The 17,177-nt window shown below is 63.2% G+C and carries 19 protein-coding genes; 9 read left to right on the top strand and 10 right to left on the bottom strand.

Features of this window, described 5'->3' with window-relative positions; genetic code table 11:
* Nucleotides 1-5: 5 nt before the first annotated feature.
* The 3 genes from flgK to ACGYKA_RS07450 form a co-directional block, all read right to left on the bottom strand.
* A complete protein-coding gene (gene flgK / locus ACGYKA_RS07460) occupies nucleotides 6-1,421 on the bottom strand; it encodes a flagellar hook-associated protein FlgK (RefSeq protein ID WP_394410964.1) in 1,416 nt (471 codons plus the stop codon).
* 12 nt (nucleotides 1,422-1,433) lie between these two features.
* Nucleotides 1,434-2,702, bottom strand: coding sequence for a flagellar hook protein FlgE (locus ACGYKA_RS07455; RefSeq protein WP_394410967.1), 1,269 nt, complete (start codon nucleotides 2,700-2,702; stop codon nucleotides 1,434-1,436).
* A 98-nt stretch (nucleotides 2,703-2,800) separates the two neighbouring features.
* On the bottom strand, nucleotides 2,801-4,561 hold the full coding sequence (locus ACGYKA_RS07450; RefSeq protein WP_394438414.1) for a hypothetical protein: 1,761 nt from the start codon (nucleotides 4,559-4,561) through the stop codon (nucleotides 2,801-2,803).
* A gap of 98 nt (nucleotides 4,562-4,659) precedes the next feature.
* On the opposite strand from ACGYKA_RS07450, the gene flgF reads away from it, so the two are divergent.
* From flgF to ACGYKA_RS07425, 5 genes are all read left to right on the top strand, one after another.
* The gene (gene flgF / locus ACGYKA_RS07445) at nucleotides 4,660-5,403 is read left to right on the top strand and encodes a flagellar basal-body rod protein FlgF (protein WP_394410973.1); all 744 of its coding nucleotides are present in this window, start codon (nucleotides 4,660-4,662) and stop codon (nucleotides 5,401-5,403) included.
* Nucleotides 5,404-5,435: 32 nt separating this feature from the next.
* Nucleotides 5,436-6,221: a flagellar basal-body rod protein FlgG gene (gene flgG, locus ACGYKA_RS07440; RefSeq protein WP_067262392.1), complete on the top strand. Its 786-nt coding sequence runs from the start codon at nucleotides 5,436-5,438 to the stop codon at nucleotides 6,219-6,221.
* Nucleotides 6,221-6,880, top strand: coding sequence for a flagellar basal body P-ring formation chaperone FlgA (gene flgA, locus ACGYKA_RS07435; RefSeq protein ID WP_394417753.1), 660 nt, complete (start codon nucleotides 6,221-6,223; stop codon nucleotides 6,878-6,880). Before flgG ends, flgA begins: the two co-directional genes overlap by 1 nt.
* On the top strand, nucleotides 6,877-7,647 hold the full coding sequence (locus ACGYKA_RS07430) for a flagellar basal body L-ring protein FlgH (RefSeq protein WP_394417756.1): 771 nt from the start codon (nucleotides 6,877-6,879) through the stop codon (nucleotides 7,645-7,647). Before flgA ends, ACGYKA_RS07430 begins: the two co-directional genes overlap by 4 nt.
* 80 nt (nucleotides 7,648-7,727) lie before the next feature.
* Nucleotides 7,728-8,306 carry a hypothetical protein gene (locus ACGYKA_RS07425; RefSeq protein ID WP_394417759.1) on the top strand — a complete coding sequence of 193 codons (579 nt, stop codon included), beginning with the start codon at nucleotides 7,728-7,730 and terminating at the stop codon, nucleotides 8,304-8,306.
* Between the two features lie 19 nt (nucleotides 8,307-8,325).
* Here ACGYKA_RS07425 and ACGYKA_RS07420 read toward each other — a convergent pair whose 3' ends face one another.
* The 6 genes from ACGYKA_RS07420 to ACGYKA_RS07395 form a co-directional block, all read right to left on the bottom strand.
* On the bottom strand, nucleotides 8,326-8,994 hold the full coding sequence (locus tag ACGYKA_RS07420) for a flagellar hook assembly protein FlgD (RefSeq protein ID WP_394417762.1): 669 nt from the start codon (nucleotides 8,992-8,994) through the stop codon (nucleotides 8,326-8,328).
* Between the two features lie 11 nt (nucleotides 8,995-9,005).
* Nucleotides 9,006-10,349, bottom strand: coding sequence for a flagellar hook-length control protein FliK (locus ACGYKA_RS07415; RefSeq protein ID WP_394417764.1), 1,344 nt, complete (start codon nucleotides 10,347-10,349; stop codon nucleotides 9,006-9,008).
* A gap of 53 nt (nucleotides 10,350-10,402) precedes the next feature.
* Nucleotides 10,403-11,032 (bottom strand): hypothetical protein, encoded by a 630-nt coding sequence (locus tag ACGYKA_RS07410; RefSeq protein WP_394410978.1) that lies wholly within the window; start codon nucleotides 11,030-11,032, stop codon nucleotides 10,403-10,405.
* A gap of 276 nt (nucleotides 11,033-11,308) precedes the next feature.
* A complete protein-coding gene (locus tag ACGYKA_RS07405; protein WP_394410981.1) occupies nucleotides 11,309-12,238 on the bottom strand; it encodes a flagellar motor protein MotB in 930 nt (309 codons plus the stop codon).
* Between the two features lie 43 nt (nucleotides 12,239-12,281).
* Complete coding sequence (locus ACGYKA_RS07400; RefSeq protein ID WP_394410984.1) at nucleotides 12,282-12,752, bottom strand: MucR family transcriptional regulator; 471 nt, start codon at nucleotides 12,750-12,752, stop codon at nucleotides 12,282-12,284.
* Between the two features lie 186 nt (nucleotides 12,753-12,938).
* The gene (locus ACGYKA_RS07395) at nucleotides 12,939-14,039 is read right to left on the bottom strand and encodes a hypothetical protein (RefSeq protein ID WP_271692065.1); all 1,101 of its coding nucleotides are present in this window, start codon (nucleotides 14,037-14,039) and stop codon (nucleotides 12,939-12,941) included.
* A gap of 93 nt (nucleotides 14,040-14,132) precedes the next feature.
* Between ACGYKA_RS07395 and motA the strand changes: the two genes are divergently transcribed.
* The 4 genes from motA to ACGYKA_RS07375 all read left to right on the top strand — a co-directional run bounded on the left by motA (nucleotide 14,133) and on the right by ACGYKA_RS07375 (nucleotide 16,196).
* Nucleotides 14,133-14,999, top strand: a complete 867-nt coding sequence (gene motA, locus ACGYKA_RS07390) for a flagellar motor stator protein MotA (RefSeq protein ID WP_067262415.1) — start codon at nucleotides 14,133-14,135, stop codon at nucleotides 14,997-14,999.
* Entirely contained in the window at nucleotides 14,996-15,253 is a 258-nt protein-coding gene (locus tag ACGYKA_RS07385) for a hypothetical protein (RefSeq protein ID WP_394417767.1), read from the top strand. The genes motA and ACGYKA_RS07385 overlap by 4 nt, the downstream gene beginning before the upstream one ends.
* Nucleotides 15,250-15,675: a hypothetical protein gene (locus tag ACGYKA_RS07380; protein ID WP_394410992.1), complete on the top strand. Its 426-nt coding sequence runs from the start codon at nucleotides 15,250-15,252 to the stop codon at nucleotides 15,673-15,675. The genes ACGYKA_RS07385 and ACGYKA_RS07380 overlap by 4 nt, the downstream gene beginning before the upstream one ends.
* 182 nt (nucleotides 15,676-15,857) lie before the next feature.
* On the top strand, nucleotides 15,858-16,196 hold the full coding sequence (locus tag ACGYKA_RS07375) for a peptidoglycan-binding protein (RefSeq protein ID WP_067262423.1): 339 nt from the start codon (nucleotides 15,858-15,860) through the stop codon (nucleotides 16,194-16,196).
* Between the two features lie 30 nt (nucleotides 16,197-16,226).
* On the opposite strand, the gene ACGYKA_RS07370 is transcribed toward ACGYKA_RS07375, so the two are convergent.
* On the bottom strand, nucleotides 16,227-17,144 hold the full coding sequence (locus ACGYKA_RS07370) for an MYG1 family protein (protein ID WP_394410995.1): 918 nt from the start codon (nucleotides 17,142-17,144) through the stop codon (nucleotides 16,227-16,229).
* Nucleotides 17,145-17,177 lie beyond the last annotated feature (33 nt).

Here is a 17,177-nt window from a genome sequence, read left to right as displayed (position 1 = left end):
TATCCTCACACGCTGGCCAAAAGGGTGTCGAGCATATCGCTCAGGCTGGTAAGCACCTGCGAATTCGCGCCGTAGGCCTGTTCGATCTCCAGCAGCTTTTGCAGTTCGGTGTCGACGTTCACGCCTTCGATGCTGCTGCGGTTGTCTTCAAAGGTGATCAGGCGCACGCGCGCCGTTTCAGCCTGCGCGTCAGCGCCGACCCGCAGAACGTTCTGCTGACTGACCAGATCGGCGGCGTAATCCCCCAAACGCGCATTGGTGCTGAGGCCCGTGGCCGCGTCAAAAGCCATGCCCGTTTCAAGCACGTCGACAAAGGCGTTCAATTGCGTGGTGTCGCCCGGCTCGCCGGGGAATGTGGCACCGGCACCGTCGCGCAGCCGCCAAAGCGCGCCGCCCTTGTCGGGCTGCACGCTGTCATTAAGCGCAAGCCGTCCGGCCAGCCCGTCCAACTGCGCCGGATCGAAAGCCCCGCCTGCATCGGTGAAAAGCCCCGGCTGCCCGGCCCCGACGGATGCATCTGCGGCCTCGAAACTCTGCACCAGCCCGCGGGCGAGTTCATCCAATTGCAGCTTCATCTGCGGCAGGTCATTGGCGATCAGCCAGCTCAGCCCCGCAAGGCGGCCACTGTCGGACCCCCGCGCGGTAGCACTGTTTGGCGTGATGTCGATGTCCCCTGCCATCAGCCGCCCCGTCTCGGGATTAGCGCTGAGCGGCACGGCGGTTTCGCCATGGACCAATTCCGTGCCGCCGGTGGTGTGCAGTGTCAGCGTTCCATCCGCTTCCCAACGGCTTTGGAAATCCATCTGACTGCCCAAAGCATCAAGGCGGCGGTTCATCTCATCCATCAGCCCGCTGGTGCCGGTGGGGTCGGTTCCGGCAAGGGCCAGACGTTCGTTCAACGCAGCGATATCCGAGAGCGCCGCGTTTACCTCGGCCACGCTCGCCACCAGACTGTCACCGGCCTGTGCGCGGCTGGCCTCAAGCCCGATGGCGGCCTCGTTGATGCTGTGCACCAAGGTCTCGCTGCGCGACAAAAGGTCGTTCTGCGCGGCGGGGTCGGAGGGGTTGTTGGCCAGAAGGTCGAGGCCCGCCTGAAACTCCGCCAAACGAGCGGCGGGGGAGACTTCATCGCCCGGCTCGCCCAGAGTGATCAGATAGCTGCTGAGTATCTCACTGGTGGCAGAGGCGCGGCCCAATTCGGCCGAAGCATTCCGCGACATGCCTGCAAGGCGTTCATCCACCTGCCGCGCGATGCGCAGCTCCACCGTGCCACTTTGTCCGTTGGTCGTGACCTGCGCGGCCTCGCGCCGGACGTAGCCTTCGGTTTGCGCATTGGCGATATTGCCCGCAACGAGGTTGGCGCGACCCTCTGTCGTGCTCAGCCCGCTGCGGGCAATGCTAAAGGCAGATGAGATGCTCATTCATGCACCGGGTTAGCGTTTGATGCTTAGCGTTTCACTCAGCATCTCATCGCTGGTGGTGATGATCTTGGCGCTGGAGGAATAGGCCCGCTGTGTCTGGATCAGGTCGGTCAACTCTTCCGCGATATCCACGTTGGAGCCTTCGAGCGCCCCGCTGTTGATGCTGCCGAGACCGTTCAACATCGGGTTGCCGATGCTCACCGCGCCGGAATCCCGGGTCGCCACATAGGCGTTGCCGTCGACCGAGCGCATCTGGTCAGGGTTGGCGACATTGGCAAGCGGCACTTGGAACAGCGCGCGGCGCTGGCCGTTGTCGAAGACGCCGTAAAGGATACCGCTGTCGCTCATCTCGGCCCGTTCAAGGCTGCCGGTCTCGGTGCCGTCATCCGAAAAGGCCGGGGGTGTGTAATCGCCCGAGAATTGGGTCATCCCCTCAAAGGTGCCGGGCGCGCCGAAGTCGATCTCAAGCGGTTGTGGGGTGCCGCCGTTGTTGATTTGCAGGGTCACCACGCCGGTCGCGGGATCAATCGGCAGGGTGCCGGGTGTGTAGCTCGCCGGGCTGCCTGCATTGACGCCGCTGTCGGTGAAATTCACCGTCGCATCGCCGTAGCTGTTGCCTGCCTCATCGCTGATGCTGACGGTCCATTCATTGGCCGTGGCCCCCGGTGTCCAAGACAGGTTCAGCGCATCGCTGCCGCCCAATTGGTTCACATAGCGCAGGGTGGATTCAAAGGCCGTGCCGGTGGTGCCAGCGCCGGTTTCCTGCGCGGGGACATTGCCCGAAACGCCAACGCGGGTGCTGGGCGTGCCTTGGACCTGATAGCTCGCCACATTGACGGTACTGAGGTCGTTGTAGCTGGTGCTGCTGACGCTGCCCGTGGCGCCGCTGGCATCCGTCGGAAAGCCCGAGAGGAAATAGCCCGCCGAGTTGCGCAGGTTGCCGTCCTGATCCGGGGTAAAGGAACCGGCGCGGGTCAGGTAGTAGTTTGATTCGACAGGATCGTTGGGGTTGCGCGAGACGACGAAGAAGCCGTCGCCCTGCACCGCCAAGTCGGTCGAGCGCCCCGTGCCCATGATATTGCCATTGGCCGAGATATCGGCGCGCACATCCGTCAGCACCCCCGCCTGCGTCGACCCGGTGTTCTGTGTCACGAATTCCGAGAAGGTCCGCCGGTAGCCCACGGTATTGGCGTTGGCGATATTGCTAGAGATATTCTGGACGCGGGAGGAGTTGGCCTGCAACCCGCTGACCCCGATCTGAAGGGCGCTTGTAATGCTCATGACTTGATCCTGCTCGTTCTTGTTATTCTTGACTTATACATGAGAAATCCGATTCTTCATGACTAAAGCAAGAATAAAATTTGTATTTGATATTTATGTCACTGACTTTCCTTGACGTCCGTGACCTTGGTCACGGCATCTAGGATACGGTCCGCGCTCTCCATGCTCAGCCGCATCACGTCTGACCCCAGCGGCCCCTCTTCGGCAGGGCGCGCGCCCAGCCCTGTGGCGATCTCGGCCCAGCCGGGCAGGTCGGCCAGCGCGGGAAAGGCCGTGGCGGCCCTTGCGACCGTGGCACTGTCGCCCGCCTGATAGGCGGTGAGGGTCAGGCGCGTGGCATCGGCAAAGGCAAATTGCTGGGGGTGCGCCTCCCACATCTCAAGATAGGCCTGCCGTGCAGCGCCCCATTTGCCCGTCTCGTAGAGGGCCACCGCGCGGCTGCGGCGCAGGTCCATGTCTTGGGCGCGCAGGCGCAGGGCGGCGAGTTCATCCGACCGGCTCGCCTGCGCCAAAGCCTCGACCAAAAGCGCTTCGGCCTCAGCGCCCTGATCGTCGGCATAGCCGCTGAGCAGGTCCACCGCCGCATCCGCCTGCCCGCCCGCCAAAAGCGCGCGCGCCTCGCCGCGCCGCAAGCGGGCCATAAGGGTTGCATCAGGGGCAGTCGCCCCGCCCCGCTCCAAAGTCTGGGCCATTTCGCGCAGGGCGCGATACTTCCGCGCGGCAAGGGCGGTCATCCCGGTATCCAGCAGGCGTTGCGGCACGGCCATGGCATGGCCGACAAAACCCGGATCGAAACGCCAACGGGCGCTGATACGGGTGTGCCCTTCAAGGAAAGGGCCGAGGTCGATCTCCCCCGCCGCCCCCGCGGCATAGAAGGCACCGTAGATCGCCCGCGCCTGTGCGCGTAGCGCGTCGGCCTCCTCTTCAGGGGCGGTGCGCAGCAAATTATGCAGCGCCCACATGGCGGTATCGGTGTCGCCCTGCTCTGCGGCGACCTCTGCCAAAAGCTGCGCGCCTTCGCGCCCGAGGGCATCCCCGCTCCACATCCAGCGCGCGGTTTTCAATAGCGACAGCGCGTCTTGTCCCGGCAGAGTGTCAGTCTCGCGCCCCATCCGGACCAGCGCGAGCCGCGCCCGTTGCGCATAGGCATCGCGGCCCTGTGCGGCTTGGACATAGCCATCGAAAGCCATCAAAAGATCGCCCGACACCTCTGAGGCGCGGGCCAGAAGGTAGCGATAGGCAGGGCCATCGCGCAGCTCGGCATGGTCGGGGAATTGCCCGGCCAAAGCCTGCGCCACCTCCCAATCCTCGGCCTCCAGCGCCGCTTCGAGCAGATCGGGCAAGACGGCGGCTTGGATGGCTGGTGACAGGTCAGCGAGGCTTTCCAAGGTGCGCGGCATCAAGCGCGCCGCCTCCTCCACCGCGCCCAGCCGGGCAAAGGCCGCTGCGCGCAGAGCCTGCCCCTGCCCCCAGCCGACGGACCATGACACCGCCTGCCCCAGATCGCCATCTGCGCCCCCGTCGAGCAGGGCGAGCGCGAGGCTTAGGGTCCGATGCCGCCGCGCCGCGTCGCCGGTGAGGGTTTCGGCGTCGAGCGCTTCCAGAAAGCCCGCCGCCTCGGGGCGCATCATCCAAGCAAGGTGCAATTCCGCCAGCCCCAGCAACACCTCGGCCCGCGCAGGATCCTCCGGCGCGGAGACCTCTGCCAGCCGCGTCATCAATCCTTCACGCGCGGTTAGAAAGTCCTGCTCCCCCTGCTCGGCCAAGGATAGAGGCGCAAAGACAGCACCCTCCTCCGCCGTCGCGGCCGGGGCCAGGAGCAAAGACAGGCCAAGAACAATGTTGTGCAGATGCTTCATTATATGAATAGATGCACTTTATTCTTGTAAAGATCCATTCTTTATTTCACACTGATCTTCATAATGTCACGCCATCCTTGCCCAAACTGAGGCCCGCCATGACGGAAACCAGCCATATCAGCATGTCGCTGGCGACTTCCCTCCAGCGCCAACTCGACATCACCGCCAACAATATCGCCAATGCCAGCACCGCGGGCTACAAGGGCGAACATGTGGTGTTCGAGGCGCTGTTGCAGGACAACACTGCGCTTGGCGACGATCAGGCGGCTTTCGTCAGCGATACCGGCTCCTACATCGACACCCGCCCCGGCGCGCTGTCGCAAACCGGCAACCCGCTGGACGTGGCGCTGCATGGTGAGGGGTGGTTCAGCTATCAAACCGCCGACGGTCAGCAGGCCTTTGGCCGCGATGGCAGCTTTGCGATCGACCCTGAGGGCAATCTGACCCTGTTGTCGGGGGCCAAAGTGCTCGACGCGGGCGGTGCGCCGATCCAACTGCCCCCTGCGGGCATGGGCGATATCAACATTTCCGAGGACGGCACCATTTCGGGCAGTGAGACCGGCCCGCTGGGCCGGATCGGGGTCTTCGATATCCCTGAAATTCAAAGCTACAAACGGCTTGGCGGCGGCATGCTTGTCGCACCTGAGGGGGCCGCCAAACCGGGCGTGGCCGAAGCCGTGCAGGTGCGCCAAGGCACGCTGGAGCTTAGCAACGTGAACTCGGTGCGCGAGATGACGCGGCTGATCGACGTGCAGCGCGCCTATGAGCGCACCAATACCATGATGGGCAATGCGGACGACCTGCGCCGCGACTCGCTCAAACGGATCGCGCAGGCGGTCTGACCCGGCATCCGTAGAACGGAAGGAACGAGACAATGAAGGCACTCAGCATCGCCGCGACCGGCATGATGGCACAGCAGACCAATGTCGATGTGATCTCGAACAACATCGCCAACGCGAATACCACCGGGTTCAAGGCCAGCCGCGCCGCCTTTCAAGATCTAATCTACCAATCCATGCAGCGCGAAGGCGCCGTCACCTCTGAGGCCGGATCGACCCGCCCCGTGGGCATCGACATCGGCATGGGCGTGCAGACCGCCGGCACCGTGCGGCTGAACACCCAAGGCGGCATGGTGGCCACGGAAAACCAGCTTAACGTCGCCATTGACGGGCGGGGCTATTTCTCGGTCACGCTGCCCGATGGCGGCACCGCCTATACGCGCGACGGGTCGTTCCAACTCTCCCCCGAGGGTGAGATCGTGACGATGCAGGGCTACCGCGTCGAGCCCGGCATGGTCGTGCCCGAGAACACCACGGCGGTCGAGATCAACGAACAGGGCGTCGTCATGGCCTATGTTGAGAATGATCCCGTGCCGGTGGAACTGGGCCAGTTCAACCTGACCACCTTCGTCAATGAGCCGGGGATGCGTCCGGTGGGCAACAACTTCCTGCTGGCGACCGAAGCCTCGGGCGAGGCGCAGGTGGTGAACCCCGGCGATCCGGGCGCGGGGATGATCCGTCAGGGCTATCTTGAAGCGTCCAACGTGAACGTTATCCAGCAGATCACCGATCTGATCTCGGCGCAGCGCGCCTATGAGATGAACTCAAAATCCATCGAGACCGCAGACCAGATGCTCTCGGCTGCGAACCAAATCCGCTAATGCGACCGCTCGCCGCCCTCTTCCTTGGCCTGATGGCGCTGACGGGCCCTGCCCTGTCGGCGCCCATCGGCGTGTTGGTCGAGGAACGCGCGCGGGTGGACTACGCCGACAGCCTGCCGCAAGAGGGTGCCTTCGAGATCACGGTCAAGGACGCCCCCGCCGAAGAGGTACTGACGCTGGCCGAGTTCTGGATGGACCCGCGCAGCGGCAAGTTTCTGGCCAATGCGGTGCTTGAGACGGGCGAGGTGCAGCGCATCGCGGGCTACGCCCTTGTCACCATGCCGGTCCCTGTGCCCATCACCCGCCTGCTGCCCGATGACATCATCATGGAAGACGACCTGACCGTCATGCGCCTGCCCGTGGGCAGGATCGGCGCCTATGTGATGACGGATATGGAAGAGGTCGTCGGCAAACAGGTGCGCCGCGTGCTGACGCCGGGGCGGCCCATTCAGACGCAGTCCATCATTCAGCCGCTGGTTATCAACCGGGGCGAGCGGGTGGAGATCTATTTCAGCGACGGGCTTCTGGCCCTCTCCTCACCCGGGCGCGCGCTTGATGACGCGCATGAGGGGCAGGAAATCCGTATCGTGAACCTTGTCAGCAACAAAACGGTCACCGGCGTCGCCACCGGCGAAGGGACCGTGGAGATCATTCGATGACCACCGCTTTCGCGCGCCCCTCTGTCTTGATTCTCGGCGCCGCCCTTGCCCTGTCCGCCTGCGATACCGCCGATCATTTCGACCGCGATCCTCAGCCCTCCCCAATCGTGGTGGATGGCCAAGCCATCCCCGAGGTCGCCCGCGTGCAGGTGCCGATGCCCGCCGTCGCGATGGAGCCGCCCCGGCGCGGCAGTGCGAAAGCCTCGCTCTTTACCGCCCGCAGCCAGCCGCTGTTTTCCGACCAGCGCGCCGACGACATCGGCGATATCGTTACGGTCGTGATCTCCATCGACGACCGGGCACAGCTGCGCAATTCGACGGACCGAGAGCGCGAGGGGGCAAGCTCGGTCGGATTCCCGACATTCTTTGGCTATGGCGCGAAAATTGCCGCAATTCTGCCCGGAATCAGCGCCGCCGATCTGCCGAGCGGCGATATCGTCGAGGTCGGATCGGCCTCGGAGGCCAGCGGGTCAGGTGCCATTTCGCGCAATGAACGGATCGAGCTCAAAGTCGCCGCTTTGGTGATCGACAAGCTGCCAAACGGCACGCTCGTCGTCGCCGGACGTCAAGAAATACTGGTTAATCAGGAGCTGCGTGAGCTGCGCATGGCCGGGATCGTGCGCCCTGCCGACATCCGCGATGACAACACCATTTCTTACGACAAGATCGCCGAGGCCCGCATCGCCTATGGTGGCCGTGGCACGCTTTCCCGCGCGCAAGAGCGGAGTTACGGCGAAGACGCGATGGATGTGATCCTGCCCTATTAATTCCTGACTTGGTCACAAAGTGAGACCATTGCCGTCGCAATCGACCGTTAAACCTGACGAAAGCTCAGGAAAGGTCGAACATGAAAAAGGCAGCAATCGCATTCGTAGCACTCCCCTTGCTTTGCATGGGTGCGGGCTATGGCGCCGGTCTGGCCCTCGCCCCTGCCCCAGCCGAAGCGGCGGGGACAAAGAGTGATGACAAGACCGCTTATGACGCAAAGGAGACGGCAAAGGACGCCGCCCATGCGCCCGAGAAAGACGCCCATGGCGAGAAAGGTGAGAAATCCGCCAAGGGCGATGATCACGCGCCGATGGACAGTTATGAACTGGCCAAGGACCGCACGGTGGTGCGTCTTGGGCAGATGACGATCCCGGTGGAGAAGACCAACAGCGTCTCTTATGTGGTCGCGGATTTCGCGCTCAAGATGGGGTCACTGGAATTGGCCGAACGCTACCGCCGGGTGGAAGATGCGACACGGATGCGCGATTCGCTCTTGCAGGCGATGAACCTAGCCGCCGAAAGCGCCGTGCTGCGCGGCGTGGCGATCGACAGCGAAGCCCTGTCGCGGCTGCTGCGGGATCTGATCAGCAAAGAGCATAAGGGCGTCGATGATGTGATGTTCGTATCGCTTTACAAACAAGACGTGGCGCGGCTCTGACACGCGCCACAGCGCAGGTTTACAGTACCGAACGCACCACGTTCGACAGCACGGATTCGCCGTTATCCAGTTCCAACTCCGGCCCGTAGGCGGTGAAGTTCACCCGCGTCACCTCGGACCGGGTCAGCGGGGTGACGCCCACATCGTTGCCCTCGGCATCCGTCGCCGTGATCTCAACCCGGAAGGTATCGGATGGCACCGGCAGGCCCACGGAATCGAGGCGGTTCCACTCCACGTCGATCACCTCCCCTTCGGCGGTGGAGGGGCCGGCCATCTCGCGGATCAGCGTGCCGTCTTCGGAGAAGATCCGAACGGTCACCTCCTCCGCCCCGGCATTGAGCTGGTAGCTCAGCGGGAATTCATCTTCGGTCATGCGCACTTGGGTCGAGGGCACCAGCACATCGCGCCCGATCAATTGCAGGTCCGACATTGCGCCCACGGTGGAAAGCATGGTTGAGATTTGCTCAAGGCTCGCGTTGGTGGCGATGCTCTGCTCCACTTGGGTCAACTGCGCCAATTGCGAGACGAACTGCGTCGAATCCACCGGGTTTAGAGGGTCTTGGTTCGAAATCTGCGCCGTCAGCAGGGTGAGAAAGCTGTTGTAGCTTTCCTGAAGTTCAGCGGATGAGGTCGCCGCCGCCGAAGTGTTGGCGGTGCTCAGGGTGCTTGCTGTGGTCGCGTCGATCATGGTCTCGCCTTTCAGGTGAGGATATCTAGCTGCCCGGCGCCGAGGCGCGGGCTGGGGGTCTGGGCCAAGGGCGCGGCGTCACCGCCCTGCGCGTCATCGGCCTGTGCTGTGGTCTGGGTAAACGCAGGGCCCTGTTGCTGCCCGCCGTTGCGGCCCCTGTCGCCGAAGGTCTGGAAATCGAGATCCGCATTCTCGGCGCTGATGCCGCGCGATTGCAGCGCGTCCAACAGTTGCTCACGGTCTTGCCGCAGCATGTTCAGGACCGAGGCGCTTTCGGTGGTCATGGCGATCTGCATGCGCCCCGCCTCACTGCGCACAACCTCGATCTCGATCTCGCCCATACCGTAGGGGGAGAGCGAGAAACGCAGCTTGTTGTCCGCCGTATCAAGGCTGCGGATCTGTTGGCTGACGTGCTGGCGAAGCTGTTCTTCCGGCGCGGCGGCAGGGTTCGGCGCGGGGGCCGGCGTGGGCTGCGGCGGGCTGAGGCGTAGCCCCTCGCTCTGCGGTGCCTGCGGCGCGGTCAAAGCCGCGGCCTCGCGCAGGACGGCCTCTGCCGCCGGGGCATTTGTGCCGGGCTGGGCTACCTTGGCGGCATCGACAGCGGCGCTGAAACGCTCGGCGGCGGCTGTGAGGCGCGGGTCTGCGGCTTCAATGCTCAAGTCCACCTTGGGGGCGGTCGTACTGCCCTCGGCCTTCGCGGCGAGGGGCGGTTCTGTCGCCCCTACGGTGGCGGCTCTCGGGGCCGGTCCCTCACTCGGCAGGACCGTTTTAAACCCGCTCTGTTCGGCAGGGCCTTCGGCCTGCAACACCGGCGCGCCCCCTTCGGAGGCCATCACGCGCGCCCCCTGCTGGGCCTGGCCCATGGCCATACGCCCCACAACCGGCAGCGCCGCCGAGGCGATGCTCAATTGGCTGGCCGGGGTGGGCAGGCGCAGGGCACCGGCGATCCTCTCCTCCAAAGCGGCCTCAAGGCTGGGGTCATCCAAATTCGCCACCGCCTCCAGCGCGCCGAGGTTTTCAGGCGGCGCTTCGCCCAAGGCTTCGGCAAATGCGGCGAGGGCGGCTTTCGGGGTGATTTGCTGGCTGGTCTCCTCCAACCCCGCCAGGGTGTGATCCATCAGGGCCATCAGCCCCTCTGCCGTCTCAAGGTCGATGTCCTCGGGCAGCGTATCGGGTGCGGCTTCCACCTCTGGCGCGGCGGCTTGCAGGTCTTGGCCCTGCGCCTCCGACGCGCCCCCCTGCCCGGCCAACCCCTGCATCAGGGCGGCAAAACCTTCGGCAGCCCCCTTCTCCGAGGGCTGCCCGAGACCTGCGGTATTCGGCACCGCAGGTGCTGCCTGAAGTTGAGCGATCATCTGACGTCCTCCAACTTGGGATCCACGGCGGGATTCCGAAGGCTCTTGTAGGATCAGGAGATCCGCACGTTCCCGCGCTGATCTTCAAAGGCGCGGCGTGCGCTGCGGGCCTCGACGAGGGCTTTCAGCCGCAGGGTCCACTGGTTAAGGGTCACGGGCGTCTCTGTCCCGGTCAGCGCACGCAGCGAGATCTGCGCGCCCTCGGCAGGGGCTGCAAAGACTGAATGACTGTCGACCGGACGGCCCCAGTACTGCCCCAAAACCGTGCTCAGCCCCATGCGGAAGGCGGCGGGCTCAAGCCCCAGCTTGAGCAGCTCATCCGCCTCGGCGGCGTGATGGTAGGCCTGCCCCAAAGCGTGCAGAACGCTGTCTTCGTCCATCATCGGGAACAGGCCGCGCCCGATGATCCCGATCAGCACCTCGCCCACCAGCGCACCGGCGGCTTGGGAGATATTGGTGAAATTGTCGCTTTTGCGAATAACGACGAGCGAGCCATAAGGCACATCGGCGTCGAGTTCTTCGGCAAGGATATCGCCAAGGCAAATGCCCGGGATCGGTTCGATGCAATCTGGCATTGCCACCGGATGACCGGCCCAATCCTGCATCTCGAAGACCGAAGCTTGAACCGGAATCAGCGCCCGGATCAGCATGTTGAAATGACGGCCATCGGCCGATGAATCCATGTGGCAGGCACCCTTCCAGATGCCACCTATAAGTGAGTTTACCTGCATTTCCGCCTCGTTCAGGACGTTCTGTCCATGGTTTATCCGGGCGATTTTTAAAGGTTTTTTAGGTGCCCGGTGCTCGATTATTACATAAGGTCTAGATCGCAAGACCTTGACCGTCAACAATTTTACAAGACCGTGCCATTTTTTGGGGAATCAGCGGCAGGGATGTCGCACTTTTGCTTAGGATGGAAATCTCGCACAACCGGGCCGATAGAGCCTTGAAAACAAGGTCTACTCGGCTTGATAGACCAAGCGAATCGAGATGCGCCGGTTTTCCGGGGCCAAGAGATCGACCGTGTTGATCGGTTGCGTGTCGGCCACACCCGACACCCGCATAAAGCGCGCGCCTGCGATGCCCGCGGCCATCAACGTGCGGCGCGTGGCATTGGCGCGGTCTGCCGAAAGCTCCCAATTCGTATAGCCATTGTTCGCGCCAAAGGCGGCAGCATCGGTATGGCCCACAATCTCGACCGGCTGGTTCTGTTCGGCGATCACATCGCCGATGGCCAGCAGCAGCTCGCGGGTCTTCGGGGTTACCTCGGCGCTGCCCCGCGCAAAGAGCGACCGTTCATCTTGGTCCAGGACCTGAACCGTCAGCGCCCCGTTCGATTTCTCCAGCCGGACATTGCGCGCCAGATCGTTCAAAGCGCTGTCCGAGGTGATCCGCTCGGCGATGTCCTCGGCCATGCGGTCGATCTCGGACTGCCGGCGCTCTGATTCCTCGATCGCGGCGAGCGTGGCGGGATCGGCGGGCGCCGCGGGTTCGGGCGCTTCGGCATATTCCACGACCACGGCGGCGGGCTTGTCACGCAGGCGGCTGTCGAAGACCATCATCGGATTGTCACGGCCAAAGGTCGGCTTTTGCACATTGCCGGTGTTGTCGACCGCGCCGGTCATCACCCCTGCGGCCATCAACGGGCGCAGGTCCGCCGCCGCATCCGAAGAGGATCCGCCGTCCGACACCGTGGGGGTAAAGTAATTGGCGAGCCCGCGCAGCTTTTCCTCATCCGAGGCAGCAAGGATCCACAGCAGCAGGAAAAACGCCATCATCGCGGTCATGAAGTCCGCATAGGCCACCTTCCAACCGCCGCCGTGGTGGGCGTGGCCGCCCTCCGCGTCGTAGCGCTTGATGATGATCATCGCGTTCTTCTTGTCAGCCATCACGCGGCCTCCCGATTACGCAAGACCGGGCACGGGGGCCAGATCAGGAAAGCTCTGCGTTGTTGTCCGATTTGTCGCGGCTGTATTTGCCCAGACCTGCGCGTTTGGCGTATTCGGCCTTGCGCTTGGAATAGCTCGGCGCGACCAGCGGCGTGTCGGCAGGCAGGTTGAACATCACGCGGTATTCCGCTTCGGTCAGCCCATGTTCGGCCCCGAGGTGACGTTTCAGCATCTTGAACCCCTTGCCGCAGCACAGGCAAAAGATCGTGTCTTCGGTCATCGGCTGCTCGCCCGGCGCGGCGGTCATCCCCCGCGCCTTGGGCGCGACGGGGGCCACGGCGGCGGCGGGGATATTGGCCAATGCGGTGGCCGGGGCTTCAGCGGGGGTCGCGCGCAGACGCTCGACCAAGGTCAGGATATCGTCGATGGTCACGTCGTTGCGGCTGGCGAACCCCGAAACGATGGTCGCAATCGCGGTATCGCTCAGATTCTGCTTGGGGGGTACATTAGGCATGAAGCAACTTCCTTGTTAAGTTAATCTTGCCTTCTGCAAGGTTCGCGAAGCATTCAAAGAGCGCTTCGCAAGGGACGCAGCAAAGATAAATAATTCTTCGCCGTTTATTCTTATCACGATTCGAATTGTATTTGGAACCCGCGCAAGCATTGGCAAGCACTTTTTCGCCATATCGTGCGGAATGCATCACGGCTCCATCTGCGCGACGGTTTTGAAGATCGCGCTTTTCGGGGCCGGATCGGGGGCTACGTCATTGCCGGTGGTCTGGGCGATGATCGTGCTGAACAGACCGGTCACCCCCAGCCCTGCCACCGCGATCAGCGGCACATGCAGGGACTTCCACAGGCTCTTGCGGGGCGCGGGCGGCTGCGGCGCCAATGCGGCGGGGTCGAGCAACTCAGGCTCGGGCGCCGGGGGCACCTCAATCGGCGCGCCGAACTCGACAAAGATGCCGCGCGGCATAACCGCGACCTTCACTTCGCGGCGCGCGCAGCTGTCGCTAAAGCCTGCGGGGAAGAGCTCAGCCGGGATATCGATCACCATGTCATCCTTGGGCCGCCACTCAGCCGCCAGCGTGTCACGGGGGATATAAACCGATGCGAAATCATCCCGAAAGGCGATGTCACGCACCAAGGTCGGCACCATGGGCAGCGGCTGCTCCGGGTTGGAGGCGATTCGCATGCGCCCCCCGGCGAGCCACATCTCAAGACGGACATAGAAACACTCCCCCGGCTGCACCTCGGCAGAGGGCATATAGCCTTCGGGCGGGCCCGAGCGCAGCTTGCGGCGCTTGCGGTTGCCGATGGGAAAGATCTTGTTGGTGCTGACGCGCTGAAACTGGTCCAATTCGGGCCGCTGGCGCATCAGCTCGTCGAAATCCAGCCCCTCTTCGCGGGCGAAATTGTAGTTGATCAGATAATCCGCCGCCGTTTCCTCAAGCGTTTTGCTGTCCTGAATGGCCTTCAACAGCGCATTTTCCTCAGAGAACAGCAGCCTACGGCAGGGGTGGCCCTCAACCTCGGGGCTGACGGCAAAGCTGCCCACGGGACGGTCGAGGATATCCGCCACCCGGTCGAAAACTGCATGTTCTTCGTCATTGTGAAAGACCACGAACTCGCAAAGACCGGCGGCATCCATGCACAGCAGCAGCCGCATCTCTTCGGGCCAGCCCGGCACGAGCACCGAAAGCTCGGAGGGATCGACGAAATAGGCGAAGGCATCGGGCTCTTGCAGAGCGTCGACATCACCCTTCAACTCTTCTTTGACCGAAAAACCACTATTCATCATAGAAACCCAAGTTCTTTCCTAGATAATACTTGTATAGACCTATTCGCTCAAGGATAAAGTAAGAATAGTTTCTTTTTGGAGGCGTGTGCAGCAATGACACTCTTGCTTGGTCTTGTAATGGTCTTCGGTCTGGTCTTTGGCGGCTTCATGCTGTCGGGGGGCAATATGGACATCGTCCTGCACGCCCTCCCCTACGAGGGCATGATGATCGGCGGCGCCTCTCTGGGGGCCTTCGTGATCGCCAACTCCTTTTCGGTGGTGAAGTCTTCGCTGGCCGGGGTGATGCGGGTGATCAAGGGGCCGCGCTGGAAGGCGGCGGATTACAACGATCTGCTGGCGCTGATGTTCGAACTAGCACGTCTTTATAAGACCAAGGGCATCGTCGCGATGGACGAGCATATCGAAAACCCCGAAGCGAGCCCGATCTTTCAACGCTACCCCAAGCTGATGAAGGACCATTTCCTGACCGACCTCATCGCCGATAGCTTTCGCATGATGTCGATGCAGTTCGACGACCGCTTCCAGATGGAAGACGTGTTGAACCGCAAGATCAAAAAGCACCACCACGAGGCGCTCGTTTCGGCCCGCGCGATCCAGAGCATGGCGGACGGCCTGCCCGCCATCGGCATCGTCGCGGCGGTTCTGGGGGTGATCAAAACCATGTCGTCGATCGACAAGCCGCCAGAGATCCTTGGCGCGATGATCGGCGGCGCATTGGTCGGCACTTTCCTTGGGGTTTTCCTTGCCTATTGCATGGTGCAGCCCATCGCAGGCCGGTTGGAGCAGATTGAGGAAGAAGACGGCGCGATGTATACGGTGATCCGCGATGTCATCGTCGCCATCGTGGCGGGCCATCCGCCCAGCATCTGCATTGAATTGGGCCGGGGCAACATTCCCACGACGAAACAGCCGAACTTCTCCGCCGTGGAGGCCTCGCAGCGCGAACTGCCTGCGGTATGATGCGCCCCCTGCCCCTGATCGCGCTGATCGCGCTTCTTGCCGGGCCGGGGCTGGCGGCGGGACCGGCCAAGGAAAAGGACGCGGAGGAGGTCGACAAGACCGCCGAAGCAGAGGCCCGGCTGCCCAATTCCATGCGCCGCCACGGTGTCATCGGCCATGTCCCCCCGATGGAGGGGCTACCGCTGCTCGACGCCGAGATGCTGGAACGGATGCGCGAGCGGCTCATCGTTCTGTCACAGGGCGCAGAGCAGTGAAGCCAAAGCGCGGCGACGGGCTGGCCGTGCTCTCACGGCTGAAACGCTTTGAGATGGAGAATGTCGCGCTGGAGATGGCCGAGGTGAACCGCGCGCTGACCCAGATCGAAAACGAACGCCACAGCCTGATGGAACAGCTCAATGACCGGGGCGATCCCGATGCGGTGGAATCGACGCGGGTGGTCTCGGCCTTTATCCGCAACGTCTCGGAAACCATCCATCGCAAAGAGGCCGAGGCCGAGCGCCTGCGCGCAGACAGCGCGGGCATCCACGACAGGCTGAACGGGCTTTTCGCCGAGGCCAAACGCATCGATCTGATCCGCAACCGCCGCGCCGAGGTCCGCAGGCAAGCCCTGCAAGAGGCCGAAACAGCCGCCCAAGCCGAAGGCTTTCTGTCGATCTGGCTGGACGATCAACGATAATTACACAGCCATATCCATTTACGGGAACTATTTTCGAAAATTCCCCTAAATAGCGAATACCGGACAAGAAAAAACCGCAATTCGATTCCATCAAAGCCCCACTGAAAATGCGCCCTGGGGAGGGGTGCGCCGAGGCCAACGCGTTTGTATTCCGGCTTCGGAATAGTTTGAGAGGATTTACGATGAAGCGAAGAGGATTTTTCACCGCCGCCGCGATCGGTGCCGCGTCTTTGAGCGTTAGCCCGCTCTGCGCGCAATCGGCGGAGGTGACCCTTGCCGAGGTGCGCGCCCTGTTTCAAAGCCGCGACCTTGGCGCGCGCCGGATGGTGCAGGACAGCCTGAAACACGAGGGCTATTATAAGGGGGCCATCGACGGCGCATGGGGGCCGGGGACCGAAGCCGCTTTTCGCGCGCTCATGGCCTCCGACCGCTACCAACGCCACGCGCCGACATGGACATTCGCCCATGAGGTTCAGGTCAGCGAAACGATGTTTTTCCTGACCTCCGACGCCTATATGTGACTGCGCCCGGGGCCCTTTCGGGCCTCGGCCTTACCCCGCCTCCGCGACCGCCAGCTCGGCCATGCGCAGCGCCGCGTCGCGATTTGCCGCCACGGCGATGAACCGCGCGTTGTGACAGAATTTCGCCCCCGGCACGCCGCTTGCAGCCTCCAATTCGGCATCCGTTAGCCCGGCCCAAGCCTCGGGCAGATCGGCGCGGGCCTCAAAGCTATCACCGCTTTTGCGGATCGTGGTCAGGGCCCAATCGTCCCCCCGCGGATGCACGACGAAGAGCAGGTGATCGGCCCCGGCCTTTTCCACCGCCGAGCTGAAGGGCATGCCCGTGGGCAGTTCCAAGACGCGCCCGCTGCCTGCCGCCTCAATCGCCTGCATCACCATCGCCTCGGCCCGGCGTTTGGCGGCCTTGCCCTTGATCGCGGCCTCCACAAAGGCCCGCGCGACCGGAAGGGCGGCCATGAAGGCGCGGTCGTCGGCATCCTCACCCCGTTCGTCGAAAACGGGCTTTAGCGTCTCCAAAAGCACCGGCAGGGTCATGCCCGCCAGCGGCCCCGCGACCGAGGGTTCAAGCGCGCCATTGTCGATCAGGTCGACCGGCAGCACGAAGCCCTGATCGAAACTGTGGTGGATATCCTCCACATCCGCCTCGGGCACGTCAAAGCTGCGCAGATAGTCGCGGCCATAGTGCTGCCAGATCAGCCCGAAAGAGCTGTAGGGCTGACCATCCTCGCGCAGCGGTCCCGGGCGCTGGTGATGGTCAAAGATCAGCGCGTCGGCGTCATAGTCGCGGCCCACGTCATAGATGATCCGCCCCGCGCCGGGGGTGATCCACGCGGCATCGCGGCTGCGCATCAGCACCGCCTCCGGGTAGAGCCGGGTCAGGATGACCGAGGACAAAAGCTCATCCGCGTGAAAGCCGCCCGAATGGGTGACAAGATGGGTGATGGTCATGGGGCTGGCTCCGCTGCGGCTGGGGAAATCGGT

It is taken from the genome of Sulfitobacter sp. 1A15106 (genome assembly GCF_043556995.1).
GTDB classification, from domain to species: Bacteria; Pseudomonadota; Alphaproteobacteria; order Rhodobacterales; family Rhodobacteraceae; genus Sulfitobacter; species Sulfitobacter faviae.
The sequence above is the reverse complement of the archived record's forward strand: the minus strand, read 5'-3'. Positions and strand labels throughout refer to the sequence as shown.